The organism is Sphingopyxis sp. P8 (assembly GCF_020622175.1).
GTDB lineage: Bacteria > Pseudomonadota > Alphaproteobacteria > Sphingomonadales > Sphingomonadaceae > Sphingopyxis > Sphingopyxis jiangsuensis.
Window position 1 is genome coordinate 686063 of the sequence record NZ_JACNMK010000002.1, and the last position, 18397, is coordinate 704459.

An 18397-nucleotide genomic window follows, 5' to 3' on the forward strand; every position below is an offset into this window, starting at 1 on the left:
CAAAGGACATTTTCATGGGTTACCGGATCGTCGTCGCAGGTGCGACGGGCAATGTCGGACGCGAAGTCCTCGCCATCCTCGCCGAACGCGAATTCCCGATTGCCGAACTGGCAGCGGTCGCTTCGTCGCGCAGCCAGGGCGACGAGGTCGAGATCGGCGAGACCGGCAAGACCGTGAAATGCCAGAATATCGAGAATTTCGACTGGTCGGGCTGGGACATGGCGATTTTCGCCATCGGCAGCGACGCGACTGCTATCCATGCGCCCAAGGCCGCGGCGGCGGGCTGCGTCGTGATCGACAACAGCTCGCTCTATCGCATGGATCCCGACGTGCCGCTGATCGTGCCCGAAGTGAATCCCGACGCGATCGACGGCTACACCAAAAAGAATATCATCGCGAACCCCAACTGCTCGACCGCACAGATGGTGGTGGCGCTGAAGCCGATCCATGATGCCGCAACCATCACGCGCGTTGTCGTATCGACCTATCAGTCGGTGTCGGGCGCGGGCAAGGCGGGGATGGACGAGCTGTGGAACCAGACGCGCCAGATATTCGTCGGCGACGAAAAGGATGTGCAGAAGTTCACGAAGCAGATCGCCTTCAACGTCATCCCGCACATCGACAAGTTCCTCGATGACGGCTCGACCAAGGAAGAGTGGAAGATGGTTGTCGAGACCAAGAAGATCCTCGATCCCAAGGTCAAGGTGACCGCGACCTGCGTGCGCGTGCCCGTCTTCGTCGGCCATTCGGAAGCGATCAACATCGAAACCGAAAAGGAGCTGTCGGCAGAGGATGCGCAGCGCATCCTGCGTGAAGCCCCCGGCGTCGTGCTCCACGACAAGCGCGAGGACGGCGGCTACATCACCCCCGTCGAATGCGTCGGCGATTTTGCGACCTTCGTCAGCCGCGTGCGCGAAGACCCGACGGTCGATAACGGCCTCAACCTGTGGTGCGTCAGCGACAATCTTCGCAAGGGCGCCGCGCTCAATGCGGTGCAGATCGCCGAACTGCTCGGACGGCGCCACCTGAAGAAGGGCTGATCGCCGTGTCGCCGAACGAGAAAGCCGTGCGCGCCTATATCGACGCCTTCAACCGCGGCGACTGGGATGCGATGCATGACATTTTCACCGAGGACGCCAGGATCCAGGGCGTCCTCGGCCATGCGACGCTCGACTGGGCGCTCGACATCTGGAAAGGGTTGCACGAGGCGATGGGCTGCCGGCTCGAGCCGGTGGCGATCGCGGTCGACGGCGACCAGGTCGCCGTGCGCTACAAGGAAACTGGCCGCTTCGCCGCCCCCTTCATCGCCTATCCCGACGCTGAGCCAACCGGCAAAAGCTATGAGGTCCTCGCGATGGAATGGTTCGACTGTCGCGACGGCCGCATCAACCAGCGTTGGGGCGCGCGCGATTCGGCGACGATCCGTAAACAGATACTGGGTGAGTGACGGCGGCGACGAGCCCCGCGCAGCGTCGCCTGCTCGGCCTGCTGCTTGCGCTGCTGCTCGTCGCGCAGATCGATCAGCCCTATCCTGAAGTCGCGCTGCTCCAGCATCTGCCGACGATGCTGCTGCTGATCGCGTCGCCGGCGCTGCTTCGCCGCTGGCCGCTGTCGACGCCGGCGGTCGCGTGCGTTGTCGCTTTCCTCGCGCTGCACACGCTCGGCGGACGCTACGCCTACAGCGACGTCCCCTATGACGATTGGGCGCGCGTGCTGACCGGCACGACTCTCTCCGAAAGCCTTGGCTGGACGCGCAACCACTACGACCGCCTTGTCCATTTCGCTTTCGGCGCGCTGTCGATCGTCCCCGTCGCCGAAGTCGCGCGCCGTTGGGGCAGGCTGGGCCGACGCGGCGCGCTGGTTGTCGCCATTGGCTGCGTGCTTGCGTTGTCGAGCCTCTACGAAATCCTCGAATGGCTGCTCACCGTCGTTGCTGCGGGCGAAACCGCCGACCGCTACAACGGCCAGCAAGGTGACATGTGGGACGCGCAGAAGGACATGGCGCTCGCGCTGCTCGGCGCGCTCGCCGTCGCGGCGGCCATGGCGAAGCGGTAATCGATCGGCTTCCTTCGATGCAAAGCAAGGCAGAACAGGCGGCGTCCAGCCTAGTGCCTCCCACGGCCGAGGGCCGAACCTAGCGCCGGTCGTTTGACGAGGAATGGCCGGGAATTGCTTCCCGGCCATCGGTGCGTCTCAATCGGTTGCTTACCACCCGGTCGGCTTGCCCTTGTTCTGCTCGTCGAGCCATTTTTTCAGCGGCGCGAAATAGGCGGCCATCGCCTTGCCCGACATTTCGCGGCTGCCGGTAAAGGCTTCGAGCGCGTCGGGCCACGGCTTTGACGCGCCCATTTCGAGCATCGCGTTCAACTTCTCGCCGACCGCCTTGTTGCCATAAAAGGAACAGCGGTGGAGCGGCCCTTTCCACCCCGCCTGCTTGCACGCCGCCTGATAGAATTGGAACTGCAGCACGCGCGCCAGGAAATAGCGCGTGTAGGGCGTGTTGCCCGGAATATGATATTTTGCGCCCGGATCGAAGGCGTCAGCCGGACGCTCGGCGGGCGGGACGATCCCCTGATATTGGGTGCGAAGATCGGTCCACGCCTTGTTGTAATCGGCGGGCTGGATCGACCCATCGAACACACCCCAGCGCCAGCGGTCGATCAGCAGGCCAAAGGGCAGGAACGCCACCTTGTCCATCGCCTGCCGCAGCAGCAGGCCGATGTCCTTGTCGGCGCTCGGTACCTTCGCCTTGTCGAGCAGGTCGATGTCGACGAGATATTGCGGCGTGATTGACAACGCGACGAAATCGCCGATCGCCTCGTGGAAGCCATCGTTCGCGCCGTTCAGATATAGGAACGGCTGTTCGTTATAGGCGCGCTGATAATAATTATGGCCGAGTTCATGGTGGATGGTGACGAAATCGTCGGCATTCACCTTGATGCACATCTTGATGCGGATATCGTCCTTATTGTCGATATCCCACGCCGACGCATGGCAGACGACTTCGCGGTCGGCGGGCTTGGTGAACATGCTCCGCGTCCAAAAGGTTTCGGGTAGCGGCTCCATCCCCAGCGACGAATAGAAATTCTCGCCGATCTTGACCATGTCGATCGGGCCCTTGCCCTTCGCCTCCAGCAATTCGCCGATGTCATAGCCAAGGTCGCCCGTTCCCGGCGGCGCGACGAGTGGATAGATGTTGCCCCATTCCTGCGCCCACATATTGCCGAGCAGGTCGGCGCGAATCGGACCCGTCTTCGGCTGGATCGCGTCACCATATTTCTCGTTGAGTTTCGAGCGCACATAGGTGTGGAGCGCCATGTAGAGCGGCTTGACTTCCTGCCACAGCCGCTCGGTCGTCTTGGCGAATTCTTCGGGCGGCATGTCATAGCCAGAGCGCCACATCGCGCCGACGTCGGTAAAGCCCAGTTCCTTCGCGCCCTCGTTCGCGATGCCGACCATCTTGGCATAGTCGTCCTTCATCGGCGCGCCGACCTGATTGTGCCAGCTCATCCACATTTCAGCGAGTTCGGCGGGGGTGCGTTCGACATTCCCCATTTCGGCCTCGATGTCCGAACCCGAAATTTCCTTGCCGTTGAGCGTCCCGCGGCCCTTGCCATATTGCGACTGCAGGTTCGTCGCGATCTGGTTGAGTTCGGTCGCGGCGCCCGGCGTCGTCGGCGCGGGAAGCACGAGGCCGGTGCGCAATATGTCGAGCTTGCGCCGCGTATCGGCGCTGAGCCCTCCGACGTTCATGTATTTGGCAGCTTCGAGCGCATATTTGACCATCTTTTCGGTGCCGACGGCATTGATGCGCGCCGCCATCGCGTCGGTATCCTCGGTGATATAGGTCGAATTGACCCAGTTCACCTGGCTCGCCTCGACCGTATAGTCGAACAGATCCTTTTCGGCCGCGGCGATAAAGGCTTCGGCGTCCGCGACAGTGGGCGCGGCCGTTTGCGCCGCCGCCGGCGTCGCCACGGCGAGCGAAAGGGCAAGCGACAGGGTCGAGATCATCGATTTCATGGGGTTGCGTCCTCAATCAAGTTTCATGCGCTCTGCGGCGCGATAGCCACAGCTTGGCGCGCGCCGCCTGCCCGGTCAAGCGGCCAGGAAGCTTGCGATCGCCTCGCCGAGAGCAGGCTCGGTCACGCTCGACATATGCGTTCCGGGGATCGTCGTGAGCCGCGCGTCGGCGAGCGTTGCCGCAAGTTCGGGCGCTGAACCATTGTCCTGATCGTCCTCGCCGCAGACGACGAGCGTGGGCATGGTGATCGCCGCCAGTGCTTCAGGTGGCGTGTCGGTGAAGCTGTTCAGCAGATGCCCGGCAGCGACGCGGTCGACCTTCATCGTTTTCATGAACTGGATCGCCATCCATGTATCGTCCCCGCGTTTCGCGCTGTCATATTCGGCGATCGCGCGGCGAAAGAAATCGCCCCGGCGCTGCCAGCCTGAAAGGCCAGCGAGCCCCATGCCGCCAAGGATCAGCCGCTCCGGCGCGACGCCCCCGACGACCGCGCGTACACTGGTCCGGGCGCCGAGCGAGAAGCCGCCGAGATCGAAGCGGTCGAGGCCCAGATGCGCTATCAGGTCGCGCAGATCGTCGACGAGGACATCGGGCGGATAATGCGCCGCGTCGTGCGGCGCGTCGCTCGCCCCATGAACGCGCAGGTCGGGCATGATGACGCGGTAACCCTCGGCTGCAATCCGGTCGGCGGTGCCGAACTTGATCCAATTGACCTCTGCGTTGGAGAAAAGGCCGTGGAGCAGGAGCAGCGGCCGCCCCTCGCCCCTTTCGCGCCAAGCAAGGCGAATCCCGTCGCGCGCTTCGAAAAAATTCGTGTCGTTCATCGCGCGCGCAGTCCCTTTTGCTCCATCCGCCATTTCGCCATCTCTATCCGGTCCTGCCCGAAAAAGGGCTCGCCGTCGAATACGAGCGTCGGGACGCCCCAATGGCCCGCGATCTCGAGCGCGACCTGATTGCCGGCAATCTCAGTGTCGAGCGCATCGGCATCCGCGACGACCTCTGCATCAAGCTCGCCGAGGTCGAGTCCGGCGCGACCCGCGGCGCCGGCGAGATGGTCGCCAAGGTGCCAGTCCTCGACGCCGCCCCAGATCAGCTGCCCCGCCTCATGCGCGAAGGCGAGCCCCTTGCCGCGTCGCGCTGCCGCCTGCCCCAGCCGTGTGAGGCGATAGATATAGGGCTGATCGGCTGCGATCGCGCGCGTCGTCACATTCTGGACGATCGGATCGGGGCGCGGCGGCCCGAAGGGGATGCCGTGGAACTGCGCGACGCGGATCATGTCGCGCATCGTATAGCTCAGCCAATTGGGGTGGTTGCGCTCGAAGAAGTCGGGCTGGCGGATCGCGAGCGGATAGACGGGGCGCAGCTTGATCATAACATCGTGGCTCGCCGCGAGCGCACGATAGCGGCCGACGGCGAGATAGCTGTACGGCGAGCGGAAGGACCAGAAAAGGTCGGCGGTCAGCGTCATGGAGCGCACCCTGCCCGAAATGGAGCGAAGTGCAACCGTTGGCGCCGCTGTTGCTGCCGAAACGGATGTTTTCGAAGGTGTCGCGCAGCGTGCGTTGTGTTTAGTAGCAATTGCTATTATATGTGGTGCCATGAGTGAATCGATCGGCTTTCTGCTCAACGACACCGCGCGGCTGTTCCGGCGCGCGTTCAACGCGCGCACGCGCGACAGCGGCATCACCGCGTTGCAGTGGCGCGTGCTGTCCTATCTGTCGCGGCACCCCGGTATCCGCCAGGGCCCGCTCGCGGATATTATCGAGGTCGAGCCGATCACCCTGTCGCGGATGATCGACCGGCTGGAAGAGGCGGGGCTTGCCGAGCGCCGCGCCGATCCGACCGACCGCCGCGCGTGGCTGCTGCACCTCACCCCGCTCGCCGAGCCGCTGCTCGACGATCTGCGCCGCACCGGGCGGGCCGTCGTCGCCGAGGCGACCGAGGGGCTGAGCGACGCCGAACGCGACCAGCTCGCCGCGCTCGTCGAGCGCGTCCGCGCCAACCTGTCGCGCCGCGAATGCCTGAAAGAGAAAGAGACGCTCTGATGGACCAGCTGACCCGCCGCCCGCGGCCCGAGGATGCGAACTCCCCCGCCGCAGCGCCGAAGGCCGATCCCGTCCCGCCCACCGCCCCCGACGCGGCATCGCGCGGCGATGCAGCGCCCGCCTGGCGCACCCGCCTGCTGATGTTCGGCCTGCCGCTGCTGTTGGCGGCCGGGGCGGGCGGATACTGGCTGATGAGCGGCGGAACGGTGTCGACCGACAATGCCTATGTTCAGATGGACAAGGTTTCGGTGGCTGCGGAGATCGGCGGACGCATCACCGAAGTTGCCGTGCGCGACGGACAGCATGTCGCGGCGGGCCAATTATTGTTCCGCATCGACGGCGAACCCTATGCGCTGAGCGTCGCACAGGCGGACGCGGCGATCGATGCCGCGCGCGTCGACGTCGGCAATCTGTCGGCGAGCCTCGCCGCCACCGGCGTCGCCATCCGCGCCGCCGAAGAGGATATCGCCTTTGCCGAGGCCAATTTCCGCCGCCAGGCCGCGCTGATGGAGCAGGGCTTTACGACGCGCGCCGCCTATGATGCCGCGAAACATGCGGTCGACCAGGCGCGCGCCGGCCTGGCGCAGGCGAGGGCCGACGCGGTCGAGGCGCGCGCGAAGCTGGCGACCGGAGGCAGCGGCATCAATCCGCAGGTCGAAGCCGCGCGGGTGCAGCGCGCGCAGGCGGCGGTCAATCTGGGCCGCACCGAGGTTCGCGCGCCAAGCGCGGGCCGTATCGCGCAATCGGACCGGCTGCAGGTCGGCCAGACGATGGTCGCGGGCCTGCCCGCGGTGACGATCGTCGACACGGCCAGTCCGTGGGTCGAGGCCAATTTCAAGGAAACCGACCTTGCCGACATGCGCGTCGGCCAGCGCGCCGAAATCCGTTTCGACGCCTATCCGGGGCTGAAGGTGCGCGGCCATGTGCTGACGATCGGGGCAGGGACGGGCAGCGAATTTTCGGTCCTGCCCGCGCAAAATGCGACGGGCAACTGGGTCAAGGTGACGCAGCGCGTCCCCGTCCGCATCGCCCTTGACGAAAAGCCGTCGCGCGACATGATCGCCGGGCTGTCGGCGGATGTGCGGGTGTTTACCGGCGGCGGGACGGCGGCGGGGAAGTAGGGGTGGTCGCGCCGCTTTACACAACCCCAACCCCTCCCCTTCAGGGGAGGGCAGCGAGACTTGCCGGGTTGCTGCCTAGTCGCAGCGGGTGGGGGCCAGCGGCCTTGCGCCAGGCCGATGGACCCCACCCCAACCCCTCCCCTGGAGGGGAGGGGCTTTAGCTAGCCATGGCCAGCCGCTCGCTCCCCCGCCGGCCCGCCGCCGCTGCGCTGCCCGCCGGCGACGAGGTGCCGCTGCACGAGCGCGTGCGTTTTCGCGGGCTGCTGACGGTCGCGGTGATGGGCGCGTCGATCATGCAGATCCTCGACACGACAATCGCCAATGTCGCGATCCCGCACATGCAGTCGGCGCTCGGCGCGACGGGCGAGACGGTGACGTGGGTGCTCACCAGCTATATCCTCGCGTCGGCGGTCGCGATGCCGATCACCGGCTGGCTTGCCGACCGTATCGGCCGGCGCGAGCTGTTCCTTGCCGCGATCGCGGGCTTCATCGTCACGTCGATGGCGTGCGGCGCCGCGCAATCGCTCGAACAGATGGTCGTCTTTCGCTTTCTGCAGGGCGTGAGCGCCGCCTTTATCGCGCCATTGTCGCAATCGGTGATGCTCGACATCAATCCCCCCGAACGCCATGCGCGCGCGATGTCGATCTGGGGCATGGGAATCATGATCGGGCCGATTCTGGGTCCCATACTCGGCGGCTGGCTGACCGAAAGCGCCAATTGGCGCTGGGTCTTTTACGTCAACCTGCCGGTCGGCCTGATCACGCTCGCGATGATGTGGGCGCTGCTCCCCGCGACGCACCGCCGCGAGCGCAAGTTCGACCTGTGCGGATTTTCGATGCTCGCGCTGGGCCTCGCGGCCTTGCAACTGATGCTCGACCGCGGCGCGCACGAGGACTGGTTCGACAGCGCCGAAATCTGGATCGAATGCGGGGTCGCCATCGGCTGCCTGTGGATCTTTGGCGTCCACCTGTTCACGTCGCGCCGCGACACGCTGTTCAACCGCGCGATGCTTGCCGACCGCAACCTCGTCACCGCGATGGGATTCATGATCGTGATCGGCGTCGTGATGTTCGCGTCGATGGCGCTGCTGCCGCCGATGCTCCAGAATCTGTTCGGATGGCCGGTGATCGACACCGGGCTGGCGCTCGCGGTGCGCGGGATCGGAATCCTGATCAGCATGGGGATCGCGGGGCAGTTGATGGGCAAGGTCGATGCGCGCTGGCTGGTCGGCGCCGGACTTGCCATCGCCGCGCTGTCGCTGTGGCAGATGAGCCACTGGTCGCTCGCCATGGGGATGCGGCCCGTCATCGTCAGCGGGCTGGTGCAGGGGCTGGGCATGGGGCTGATCTTCATCCCGCTCAACACCATGGCGTTCGCAACGATCGCGCCGCATTTCCGCACCGACGGGTCGAGCCTGCTCAACCTGTTCCGCAGCCTGGGCGCGTCGGTCGGCATATCGGTCGTGACGACGCTGTTGGGCGCGAACATCCAGACGAGCCACGCCGACCTCGCCGCGCATGTCACCAGCGGTTCGACGAGCGTGATCGACCCGTCGACCGCCGACCGCTTCGGATCGCTCGGCGATGCCGCGATGATGATGGTCAATGCCGAGATCAACCGGCAGGCGGCGATGATCGCCTATATCGACGATTTCTGGCTGATGATGTGGGTGACGCTGGCGGCGGTGCCGCTGGTGCTGCTGCTACGGCCGGCCAGGCAGGAGGCGCCGCAGGCGGCGACGGAGGATATGGGGGATTAGAAAGCGGCGGTTTTGGGGTAGGGAGTGGACGTTCAACGCGATTAAGGCCCCTCCCTTTCAGGGGAGGGGTTTGGGGTGGGGGTCCGACGCCTTGCGCAAGGCCGCTGGCCCCCACCCCACTCCGACTAGGCAGCAAGCTGCCAAGTCTTCGTTGCCCCTCCCCTGAAGGGGAGGGGCTGTCTTTTCCTTACGGCAACTATCGGTCGCTACCAGACCTTCGTCATCGCGGACTTGATCCGGGATCCATAGCAGCGCCGAAGTCATGGATCCCGGATCAAGTCCGCGATGACGAACTGATTATTGGCAGATATGGGTGCAATCTGTTCCAAACTCCCTGTCGCGCAGCGATGGGGGGGTGGCAGTCGCGCTGCGCTAGCCCGCCTCCACGCGGCGCTTGAGCCGCGCGAGTCCGTCGGCTGCGGCGGCGGCGTGGGGGCCGATCCAGCGGTCGTGGATGTCCTGGATCGGCATCGCGTCGAGGTGGTTCCAGCGTTCGCGCCCGCGGCGTTCGGCGATCACCAGCCCGGCATCTTCCAGCACCCTCAGATGCTGCATCACCGTGCAGCGGTCGATTTCGGGGAAATGGTCGCAGAGCGTTCCCGTCGTGAGCGGCTGGTCTTTCAGATCGTCCAGAATCTGTCGCCGCACCGCATGGGCCAGCGCCTTGAACACGCGGTCATAATCGTCGTGGATTGACATGTTATAAAAATATAACATAATTGGCGCCGACTCAAGCGGAGATTGGCGATGGAACTCAAATTCAGGGTCGCGGCGCGGATCGCGAAGCCGGTGCACGAAGTGTTCGAGGCGGTGGCCGATCCCGCGCAGCTTTCGGAATATTTCACGACCGGCGGCGCGCAGGGGCGGTTGGAGCCGGGCGCGACCGTGTCGTGGGCTTTTCACGATTACCCCGGCGCCTTCCCGGTTTGGGTGATCGAAGTGGTGAAGGACGAAAGGATCGTGCTCGAATGGCAGGCGGGCGAAGGCGAAGCCCCCAATCTCGAGGGCGGCGAACTGACGGATGCCGATTACCGGACGCGCGTGACGATGAGTTTCAAGAGCCTCGACGACGGCCGCACGCTGGTCGAGATCGCCGAGGAAGGCTGGCGCGAGAACCAGGCCGCGCTCGGCGCCAGCTATGGCAATTGCCAGGGCTGGGCGCAGATGCTGTGCGCGCTGAAGGCGTGGCTCGAATATGGCATCAACCTGCGCGCGGGCATGTATGATTGAGGCGCGCGCGGCGCGGGCCAGCCCGCGCGGCGGCCCGATTTAACGGAACGGCGGCTCGTTGAACGCGCGCAATTTGCGGCTGTGCAGCTTCGCGCCCTCGTCGTGCAATATCTCGCAGGTCCGAATGCCGATTTGCAGGTGCGCGGCGATCGCCTCTTCGTAGAAGCGGTTCGCCTGTCCGGGCAGCTTGAGCTCGCCGTGCAGCGGCTTGTCGCTGACGCAGAGCAGCGTCCCATAAGGTACGCGGAAGCGATAGCCCTGCGCGGCGATCGTCGCCGATTCCATGTCGATCCCGATCGCGCGCGACTGCGAAAAGCGCAGCGCCGAGTCGGTGAAGCGCAGCTCCCAATTGCGGTCGTCGGTGGTGACGACGGTGCCGGTGCGCATCCGTTTCTTGAGGTCGGCGCCGCTCGTCCCCGACACCGCCTCGGCCGCGCCGGCGAGCGCCTGTTGCACTTCGGCGATCGGCGGGATCGGGATTTCGGGCGGCAGCACGCTGTCGAGGATATGGTCGTCGCGCAAATAGGCGTGCGCGAGCACATAGTCGCCGATCCGCTGGCTGGGGCGCAGGCCGCCGCAATGGCCGATCATCAGCCATGCCTCGGGCCGCAGGACGGCAAGGTGGTCGCAGATCGTCTTCGCATTCGACGGGCCGACCCCGATGTTGACGAGCGTGATGCCGCTGCCGTCGGGCGCGATCAGGTGATAGGCGGGCATCTGGTGCCGCCGCCACGCGCTGTCGGCGACGAGCGCGCTCGCATTGACGCCGGGCCGGTCGACATAGAGACCGCCGGCGCCCGCAAGCGCCGTGTAGCGACCCTCGCCGACCTGCTTGCCCGCCCAGACGACGAATTCGTCGACATAGCGGTGATAGTTGGTGAAGAGGATATAGCGCTGGAAATGCTCGGGCGCGGTGCCGGTATAGTGGCGCAGGCGCGCGAGGCTGAAATCGGTGCGCAGCGCGTCGAACAGCGCGAGCGGCTGCGCCGCGGTCGGATCGAGACCGAACAGCCCGTCGGCAAGCTCGTCGCCGATGTCGGCGAGTTCGGTCGTCGGAAAATGGCGCGCGAGCTCGAGCGGCGTGACGCTCCCCATGTCCGAACCGTCGCTCGCGTCGAGCACATAGGGGAAGGGGATCTGTTGTCCCGTCCGCGTGACCTCCAGCGTCACCTCATAGTGGCGGACGAGCAGCAGCAATTGCTCGCGCAGATAATCCTCGAACAAATCGGGGCGGGTGACGGTGGTGACGAATTCGCCCGCGCGCTCGAAATGACCGAAGGCGAAATTGTGGCCGCCCTGGCCCTTGCGAAACTCGCCCGTGGTGACGAGACGGAGCGCGGGATAGTCGAACAGCCCCGCCGATGCCGCGTCGGCGGGCGGCAGCGTGCGGTCGCGAACATAGTCGGCAATCGCCGATTTCAGCGCGGATACGGAAGACTGGAAGCGGCTTTTGAGTTCGTCGATGACCGCGTCGACAAGCGCGGCGGGATCAGCGATTTCGGAAGTTGGCGATGAGGTCGTCATCGCGACGCTGTTGCACGAAATTATGACAAAAGGGAAGAGGGCGGCACCATCGGGCGCCGCCCCCCAGATCTCAGAGCTGTTCGAGCATATGGTCGGCGCTCGAAACCTTGAATTCGCCCGGTGCCTCGACGTTGAGCTGTTCGACGACGCCGTCGTTGACGATCATCGAGAAGCGCTGGCCGCGCTTGCCCATGCCGAACGCCTTGCCGTCCATCGTCAGCCCGACCGCTTCGGCGAAGTCGCCATTGCCGTCGGCGAGCATCGTGACGCTGTCGCCGGCGCCGGCGCTCTTGCCCCACGCGCCCATGACGAAGGCGTCGTTCACCGCGGTGCAGACGATTTCATCGACGCCCTTGGCCTTGAGTTCGGCGGCCTTGTCGACAAAGCCGGGAAGATGCTTGGCCGAGCAGGTCGGCGTGAACGCGCCGGGCACCGAGAAAAGCGCCACCTTGCGGCCCTTGAAATAATCGCTGCTGCTCACCTGTTCGGGACCATTTTCGGTCACCTTGACCAGCTTGGCGTCGGGCAAAGTGTCTCCGGTCTGGATCGTCATGTCGGCATCCTTTCGTTGAGGGGGTTGGATCGCGGCAGACATTGGGGCGGGGCGGTGCCAAGTCAAGCGGTCGGGAACCCCCCTGGCGGGAATTTCCGCAATCGGCGGCGCGGCTGGGCCGGCGAGACGGGCGCCGACGTCAAAGAGGCTGGACCTGCCGCGCACGCGGGTTCATGATGGCGCGATGGAGACGGACCCGACCTGGTTCACCGGCCAGCTGCTGCTCGCGCTGCCCGGTATTGGCGATCCCCGCTTCGAGCATTCGGTGATTGCGATGATCAGCCATGACGAGGAAGGGGCGATGGGGATCGGCATCGCCGACCCGATCGGCGGCATGACCGTCGGCGCGGTGCTCGACCAACTCGAAATCGACCATGACGACCCGCTCGATCAGCCGGTTTTCCTCGGCGGGCCGGTCGAGCCCTCGCGCGGTTTCGTCCTGCACAGCCGCGATTGGGGCGGCGAGGGGGCGGTACAGGTTTCGGACCGCTGGATGGTGTCGAGCTCGCACGACATATTGCGCGCGATCGGCGACGGGCACGGACCGTCGCAGTGGCTCGTCGCGCTCGGCTATGCGGGCTGGTCGCCGGGACAGCTGGAGGGCGAGATGGTGCGCCACGGCTGGCATGTCACACCGGGCAGCGACACCCTGCTATTCGAAACGCCGCCCGCCAGACGCTGGCAGGCGGCGTTCGCCGAAGCGGGAGTGGACGCCCGCCTGCTTGCCACCGAAGGCGGCGAAGCATAGCTTCGTTTTTCGCCGGGACGACGATATCGGATCAGCGCGCGAGCGCGAGCAGCGGCCGACCCCGATCGAGGTTGGCGCGCGCGGTGCGCGCCGCCCAGCGTGAGTCGACATAGCGGCCGTCGGCCAGCTCGACATCGTAGCGGATCGGGCTGGCGGCCGCCGCTTCATAGGATGCGGCCGCATCGGCGGTGCGACCCAGCCGGGCATAGGCGGTGCCAAGGTTGATGAGGCGCGACGGGTCGCGCGCGTCGAGCGTGGTGTCGCTCGTCAGCTTGGCGACCGCGGCCTGATTGTCGCCCGCTTTCAGCTCCGTATAGGCCACCGGCAACACATGCGAATCAGCCTGCGGGGCCGTTACGACAACGATCGATTGCGCGGCGGCAGGGGTCGCGAAGGCCAGGACGACAAGCGGAAGCAGAATTTTTTTCATCTTAGGTATCTCCCCGAAAACTTTATGCGATTTTCTCGCGTGACCGTGAAAAAGTCAATATTTCCGGGCATATGTAACATGGCTGTCACATTAGGAAATTATGCTCATCGCATGGCGCATTATAAGTCAAGATAATCAGAATCTTGGCTTTTGCGACTCCGTGTCACAATTCCGGGGTCGCGATTGTCATAATTGCGCCGCTCCAAAATTTATTTGCCGCGCCGGTTCGGTTCGCGGTCAACGAATCGCGTTCAGGGAGCCGCCGGAGTCCCGACAAAAGAGCGCGGTTTACCGGGTCATTTTGCCCGCATCGCGAACGGCCGGGCGCGCCGCATTTGCGATATAAAGAAAAGTTTATATTTGATTGGCCGCGCCGTTTCGGTTAGGGCGCCGGGCATAATTGCTTCGAGCATTCGGGACCGCTCGCCTGCGGTCGAACTTGCCAGACTGGAGAAACATCGTGGCCACTCTTGCCGCCGATACCCGTGATTATGTGATTGCCGACATCGGGCTTGCCGATTTCGGGCGCAAGGAAATCAACATCGCCGAAACCGAGATGCCGGGGCTGATGGCGCTGCGCGAAGAATATGGCGCGTCGAAGCCGCTGAAGGGCGCGCGCATCACCGGGTCGCTGCACATGACGATCCAGACCGCGGTGCTGATCGAGACGCTGACCGCGCTCGGCGCCGAAGTTCGCTGGGCGACGTGCAACATCTTTTCGACGCAGGACCATGCCGCCGCCGCAATCGCCGCGTCGGGCGTTCCCGTGTTCGCGGTGAAGGGCGAAAGCCTTGCCGATTATTGGGACTATGTCGGCCGCATCTTCGACTGGGAAAGCGACAATGACGGCCAGACCTGCAACCTGATCCTCGACGACGGCGGCGACGCGACGATGTTTGCGCTGTGGGGCGCAAAGCTCGAGGCCGGCGAAACCATGCCCGCGCCCGAGAATGAGGAAGAGGTCGAGATGCAGCGCGCGCTGAAGGCGTTCATCGCGGCGAAGCCCGGCTATCTCACCAAGACGGTCAAGGCGATCAAGGGCGTGTCGGAAGAAACGACGACCGGCGTCCACCGCCTCTATCACATCGCCAAGAAGGGCGAGCTGCCTTTCCCCGCGATCAACGTCAACGACAGCGTGACCAAGTCGAAGTTCGACAATCTTTATGGCTGCAAGGAATCGCTCGTCGACGCGATCCGCCGCGGCACCGACGTGATGCTCGCGGGCAAGGTCGCGACCGTCGCGGGCTTCGGCGACGTCGGCAAGGGCTCGGCCCAGTCGCTCCGCAATGGCGGCGCGCGCGTGCTCGTCACTGAAATCGACCCGATCTGCGCGCTGCAGGCGGCGATGGAAGGGTTCGAGGTCGTCTCGATGGACGAAGCCGTCAAGCGCTCGGACATCTTCGTCACCGCGACGGGCAACGCCGACGTTATCACCGCCGAACATATGGCGGCGATGAAGAATATGGCGATCGTCTGCAACATCGGCCACTTCGACAGCGAGATCCAGATCGCGGCGCTCGCCAACTACAAGTGGACCGAAGTCAAGCCGCAGGTCGACCTGGTCGAATTCCCCGACGGCAAGCAGATCATCATCCTCTCGAAAGGCCGCCTCGTGAACCTCGGCAACGCGACCGGCCACCCGAGCTTCGTGATGTCGGCAAGCTTCACCAACCAGACGCTCGCGCAGATCGAACTCTGGACGCGCAGCGAGCAGTACAAGAACGACGTCTATGTCCTGCCCAAGCACCTCGACGAAAAAGTCGCCGCGCTGCACCTCGAAAAACTGGGCGTGCATCTGTCGAAGCTGACGCAGAAGCAGGCCGACTATATCGGCGTGCCGGTCGAAGGGCCGTTCAAGCCCGACCATTATCGCTATTGATCGGCAAGGCCGATCGGAAGGAAGCGGCGCCGGGATTCCGGCGCCGTTTTCATTTGGAGGCGCCGCGAGCGTCAGCGAGCGCTTGCGCGCTCGGCCCCTCGGTCAGCCGCGGCGCGACTGCCACCTCCCCATCGCTGCGCGGGCGGGAGGATTGGGGCAGCTTGCACCAATTGCTGCCAATAATCAGTTCGTCACTGCGGACTTGATCCGGGATCCATAGCAGCGCCGAAGTCATGGATCCCGGATCAAGTCCGGGATGACGAAGGTCTGGTAGCGGCCAATAGGAGACGCTGGCATTATCTTTAATGCTTCGAAAGCGAGCGCCGACCGCATATCCCTGCCCGCAACGCTGCGGGGGCGGGCTGCGATTTTGGGTGAGGACTACGCTATGAAGATTCGTTCAATTCCAAACCCTTTTAAGATTGTAATGCTGATGATATTTTCGCTTCTGGCCTACTATACGGTCGGAACCATTTGGATTGGCCTGGCTTTTTTCGCGATGGGCATAGTCGCGATTTTGATCAACAGATGATGGTCAGTGCGGAAGCGTTGGCTTCTTTGAAAGCCCCCTAACAGGATGTGGCAGCTTTAGTGGCCGCCCGCTTCTTACGTCCGCTCCCCCACCCCGAAGCAGCCCTAGTCCGCGAGCGGACCCAGTACGTCGCGCAGGGGGCCAAGCCATTCGGCATAGGGGCGCCACACCTCCATCCCGTCGCGGTTGAGCGGGCGGCGTACCTGTTCGCTCGATGGCGTGCGGACGACGCGATCGAGCTTGTGGAATTCGAGGATCGCGGCATCCCAGTCGAGCCCGAGGTGGGCAAGCGTGGCGCGCAGTTGCGGCTCGGGATCGTCGACGAGCGCGGCATAGTCGATGTGATGCACCATGCCCGGCGCAACGCGGTCGAGGTGCGCCATCAGCCGCACATAATCGACATAGCATTGCCCGATGTCCTCGAGCCGGAACGAAGCAGCATGGGCGCGCGAGAAGCTCTGCGTGAAGTTGGAAAAGCAGCAATCCATCGCCGGGCGGCGGATGTCGAGGAACTTTGCCTGCGGCAGGATGCGGCGGAGGAAGAGGATGTTGCTCCAATTGTGCGGAAGCTTGTCGATGAAGAAGGGCGCGTCGGTGCGGCGGTGGAGCGCGGCGCGCGCCAGATAGTCGGCGCCCATCGCGGCGGCCTGTTCGGGCTGCAACCCGGCGATCAGTTGCGGAACGGTGACGCGGCCGCGGCGCGTTGCCAATTCCATCACACTGCGCAGGATGGCGGGCGCGTAGGGAAGCTCGCCGACCGGCTCGATCGCCGGATGGCTGCCGAGCATCTGTTCGAGCAACGTCGATCCCGATCGCGGCAGGCTGACGATGAAGATCGGCGTGGCGTCGCCGACCGGCGGCTGGTCGAGCGAAGCGAGGAACGGTGCGTCGGCGAGCTTTTCGATCTCGGCAATCTCGCCGGTCAGCTCGCTTGCGTCATAGCCAATGTCTTCGGCGCGCTGGCGGTTGCCTTCGGCATAATGCTCGAACGCCGCCGCATGGTCGCCGCGGTCGTGAAGCGCGCGTGCGAGTGCGAAATGCAGCGGCGCGCTGTTGCGCACGTCGATGGCGATGGCGATGGCGCGGCGCATGGCGTCGAGATCGGCGTCGGCAAAGACGCGCCGTTTGATGCTTGCAAGCCCCCACCAGGCCTCGCCGCACTCTTCGTCGAGTTCGATCGCCTTGCGGTAGGCGGCGACGGCATCGTCGACGCGGCCCGCGGCGCGCAAATTATGGCCGTAGGAAATCCAGTAGTGCGGCCGGTCACTCGTCTCTTTGGCGAGCGGCTCGATGAGCGCGCGCGCTTCCTCTGACCTCCCGAGCCGTTCGAGGACGTTGGCGTGCATGCCCGCGAGTATGGACTCATCGTGCTCGCGCCGCAGATCGGCATAGAGGCGGGCCGCTTCGTCGAGCCGTTCCTGCTGGCTGAGCACCGACGCCAACTGTCCCCGCATTGCGCGATCGGCCGGATCGGCGGCGAGGGCGCGGCGGATGAAATGTTCGGCCTGCATCAGCGCGCCGAGGTGCATAGCAATTTCGCCGAGCAGCGCCATGCCCGCCGGATCGTCGCGATAGCGCCGAAGATGCGCCATGGCCGCCTGCGCTGCCTCCTCGAACCGCCCCGCGTCTGCAAGTTCGCGTGCTTTGCCGAGCATGGGATAAAGGGTGACGGTGCCGTTGCCAGTCATCGGCGCTTCAATCAGTCATAACCGAGCAACGCACGCAGTCCGGGCGCGTGATAATCGACCAGCGCCTTGTGCCGACGGGGCAATTGGCTCGGGAAGTCGTGCTCGACGCCGGTCAGATTCTCACGCGCGGTCGCACTTTGTCGCCGGTCCGAGCCGATACGCACGCGATCGCGCCAGTCGTCGGGGCGGGCGATGCCGCAGGCGTCGAGCAGCGCGCCGAAAAAGTCTTCGGCCCCGCCGTTGTCGAGATCCGCGACATGGGTGGCCAGATCTTCAAAGCGTACGATATGGACGCGAGCGCCGAGCCAAGCAGCGGCGTTCATTTCGTAAATGTCGTTGAGCGACGGGGCTTTGCCCGGCAAGCCAAAGATCATCATCGTCAGCAACTCGTCGATGGAGAGTGCTTTCGATTTCAGGAAATCCATATTGCCCGAAAACTGCTCCGAGGCGAAAAATCGTGCTCGCGCGATCACCCAATCATAGGGATCGCGATAAAGGAGGATGCGGCGTGCGGGCGCGGTCTCGATTGCCGAAGCGTCGGCGAAGAACAAATGTCCCCAACTCAGCCTGGGGGCGGCGGGATCGAACGCCGCTCGATGCTGTTGCAGATTGGCCCATTGAATGAAGTCGGCGCGATATTGCTGCTGCACAGGCACGAACATGCGCAGGATGTTGCGCAACAGATGGCTGCCGCTCTTGGGCACACTGTTCAGAAATACCGGCTGCGCCAATGGCGCGAGATCGAACCGTTCGGCTTCGGTGTCGAGCGTGTCGGCTTTTACCAGGATGCGCGGCATTGGCGATATCTGCTCCATTGTGCGGGTTTCGAAAACGGGCAAGGGGCGGCATGTTGTCATGCCGCC

At 64.6% G+C, this 18397-nt stretch carries 18 protein-coding genes; 9 read left to right on the forward strand and 9 right to left on the reverse strand.

The window, feature by feature from the left end; all coding sequences use genetic code 11:
• The first annotated feature begins 14 nt into the window (after positions 1–14).
• Genes H7692_RS11795 through H7692_RS11805 form a run of 3 tightly spaced genes read left to right on the forward strand, consistent with a single transcriptional unit; the run spans position 15 to position 2055 of the window.
• Positions 15–1040: an aspartate-semialdehyde dehydrogenase gene (locus tag H7692_RS11795; RefSeq protein ID WP_201928103.1), complete on the forward strand. Its 1026-nt coding sequence runs from the start codon at positions 15–17 to the stop codon at positions 1038–1040.
• Positions 1041–1045: 5 nt separating this feature from the next.
• Positions 1046–1447, forward strand: a complete 402-nt coding sequence (locus H7692_RS11800) for an ester cyclase (protein WP_201928102.1) — start codon at positions 1046–1048, stop codon at positions 1445–1447.
• Entirely contained in the window at positions 1444–2055 is a 612-nt protein-coding gene (locus H7692_RS11805) for a DUF2238 domain-containing protein (RefSeq protein WP_201928101.1), read from the forward strand. Before H7692_RS11800 ends, H7692_RS11805 begins: the two co-directional genes overlap by 4 nt.
• Positions 2056–2205: 150 nt before the next feature.
• On the opposite strand, the gene H7692_RS11810 is transcribed toward H7692_RS11805, so the two are convergent.
• The 3 genes from H7692_RS11810 to H7692_RS11820 form a co-directional block, all read right to left on the reverse strand.
• The gene (locus H7692_RS11810; RefSeq protein ID WP_227340210.1) at positions 2206–4023 is read right to left on the reverse strand and encodes a M2 family metallopeptidase; all 1818 of its coding nucleotides are present in this window, start codon (positions 4021–4023) and stop codon (positions 2206–2208) included.
• Between the two features lie 75 nt (positions 4024–4098).
• A complete protein-coding gene (locus H7692_RS11815; RefSeq protein WP_201928099.1) occupies positions 4099–4848 on the reverse strand; it encodes an alpha/beta fold hydrolase in 750 nt (249 codons plus the stop codon).
• Positions 4845–5492: a 2-hydroxychromene-2-carboxylate isomerase gene (locus H7692_RS11820; RefSeq protein ID WP_222136964.1), complete on the reverse strand. Its 648-nt coding sequence runs from the start codon at positions 5490–5492 to the stop codon at positions 4845–4847. The genes H7692_RS11815 and H7692_RS11820 overlap by 4 nt, the downstream gene beginning before the upstream one ends.
• A 130-nt stretch (positions 5493–5622) precedes the next feature.
• On the opposite strand from H7692_RS11820, the gene H7692_RS11825 reads away from it, so the two are divergent.
• From H7692_RS11825 to H7692_RS11835, 3 genes are all read left to right on the forward strand, one after another.
• Positions 5623–6069, forward strand: a complete 447-nt coding sequence (locus H7692_RS11825) for a MarR family winged helix-turn-helix transcriptional regulator (protein WP_222136965.1) — start codon at positions 5623–5625, stop codon at positions 6067–6069.
• The gene (locus H7692_RS11830) at positions 6069–7190 is read left to right on the forward strand and encodes an HlyD family secretion protein (protein ID WP_222136966.1); all 1122 of its coding nucleotides are present in this window, start codon (positions 6069–6071) and stop codon (positions 7188–7190) included. The genes H7692_RS11825 and H7692_RS11830 overlap by 1 nt, the downstream gene beginning before the upstream one ends.
• A 167-nt stretch (positions 7191–7357) precedes the next feature.
• Entirely contained in the window at positions 7358–8950 is a 1593-nt protein-coding gene (locus tag H7692_RS11835) for an MDR family MFS transporter (RefSeq protein ID WP_227340211.1), read from the forward strand.
• Between the two features lie 372 nt (positions 8951–9322).
• On the opposite strand, the gene H7692_RS11840 is transcribed toward H7692_RS11835, so the two are convergent.
• A complete protein-coding gene (locus tag H7692_RS11840) occupies positions 9323–9649 on the reverse strand; it encodes an ArsR/SmtB family transcription factor (protein ID WP_201928094.1) in 327 nt (108 codons plus the stop codon).
• Positions 9650–9697: 48 nt separating this feature from the next.
• Between H7692_RS11840 and H7692_RS11845 the strand changes: the two genes are divergently transcribed.
• A complete protein-coding gene (locus H7692_RS11845) occupies positions 9698–10180 on the forward strand; it encodes an SRPBCC family protein (RefSeq protein ID WP_201928093.1) in 483 nt (160 codons plus the stop codon).
• Positions 10181–10219: 39 nt separating this feature from the next.
• Here H7692_RS11845 and H7692_RS11850 read toward each other — a convergent pair whose 3' ends face one another.
• Together H7692_RS11850 and H7692_RS11855 are read right to left on the reverse strand one after the other, a co-directional pair.
• Complete coding sequence (locus H7692_RS11850) at positions 10220–11704, reverse strand: AMP nucleosidase (protein WP_227340212.1); 1485 nt, start codon at positions 11702–11704, stop codon at positions 10220–10222.
• Between the two features lie 70 nt (positions 11705–11774).
• Positions 11775–12257: a peroxiredoxin gene (locus H7692_RS11855; protein ID WP_201928091.1), complete on the reverse strand. Its 483-nt coding sequence runs from the start codon at positions 12255–12257 to the stop codon at positions 11775–11777.
• Between the two features lie 184 nt (positions 12258–12441).
• Between H7692_RS11855 and H7692_RS11860 the strand changes: the two genes are divergently transcribed.
• Positions 12442–13005 carry a YqgE/AlgH family protein gene (locus tag H7692_RS11860; RefSeq protein WP_201928090.1) on the forward strand — a complete coding sequence of 188 codons (564 nt, stop codon included), beginning with the start codon at positions 12442–12444 and terminating at the stop codon, positions 13003–13005.
• 31 nt (positions 13006–13036) lie between these two features.
• On the opposite strand, the gene H7692_RS11865 is transcribed toward H7692_RS11860, so the two are convergent.
• The gene (locus H7692_RS11865; RefSeq protein ID WP_227340213.1) at positions 13037–13435 is read right to left on the reverse strand and encodes a hypothetical protein; all 399 of its coding nucleotides are present in this window, start codon (positions 13433–13435) and stop codon (positions 13037–13039) included.
• 460 nt (positions 13436–13895) lie between these two features.
• Here H7692_RS11865 and ahcY point away from each other — a divergent pair, with 460 nt between their 5' ends.
• On the forward strand, positions 13896–15314 hold the full coding sequence (gene ahcY, locus H7692_RS11870; RefSeq protein WP_201928088.1) for an adenosylhomocysteinase: 1419 nt from the start codon (positions 13896–13898) through the stop codon (positions 15312–15314).
• A 636-nt stretch (positions 15315–15950) separates the two neighbouring features.
• Here the strand turns inward: ahcY and H7692_RS11875 are convergent.
• The gene (locus H7692_RS11875) at positions 15951–17534 is read right to left on the reverse strand and encodes a tetratricopeptide repeat-containing sulfotransferase family protein (protein ID WP_227340214.1); all 1584 of its coding nucleotides are present in this window, start codon (positions 17532–17534) and stop codon (positions 15951–15953) included.
• Between the two features lie 11 nt (positions 17535–17545).
• Complete coding sequence (locus tag H7692_RS11880; protein WP_201928086.1) at positions 17546–18331, reverse strand: hypothetical protein; 786 nt, start codon at positions 18329–18331, stop codon at positions 17546–17548.
• Positions 18332–18397 lie beyond the last annotated feature (66 nt).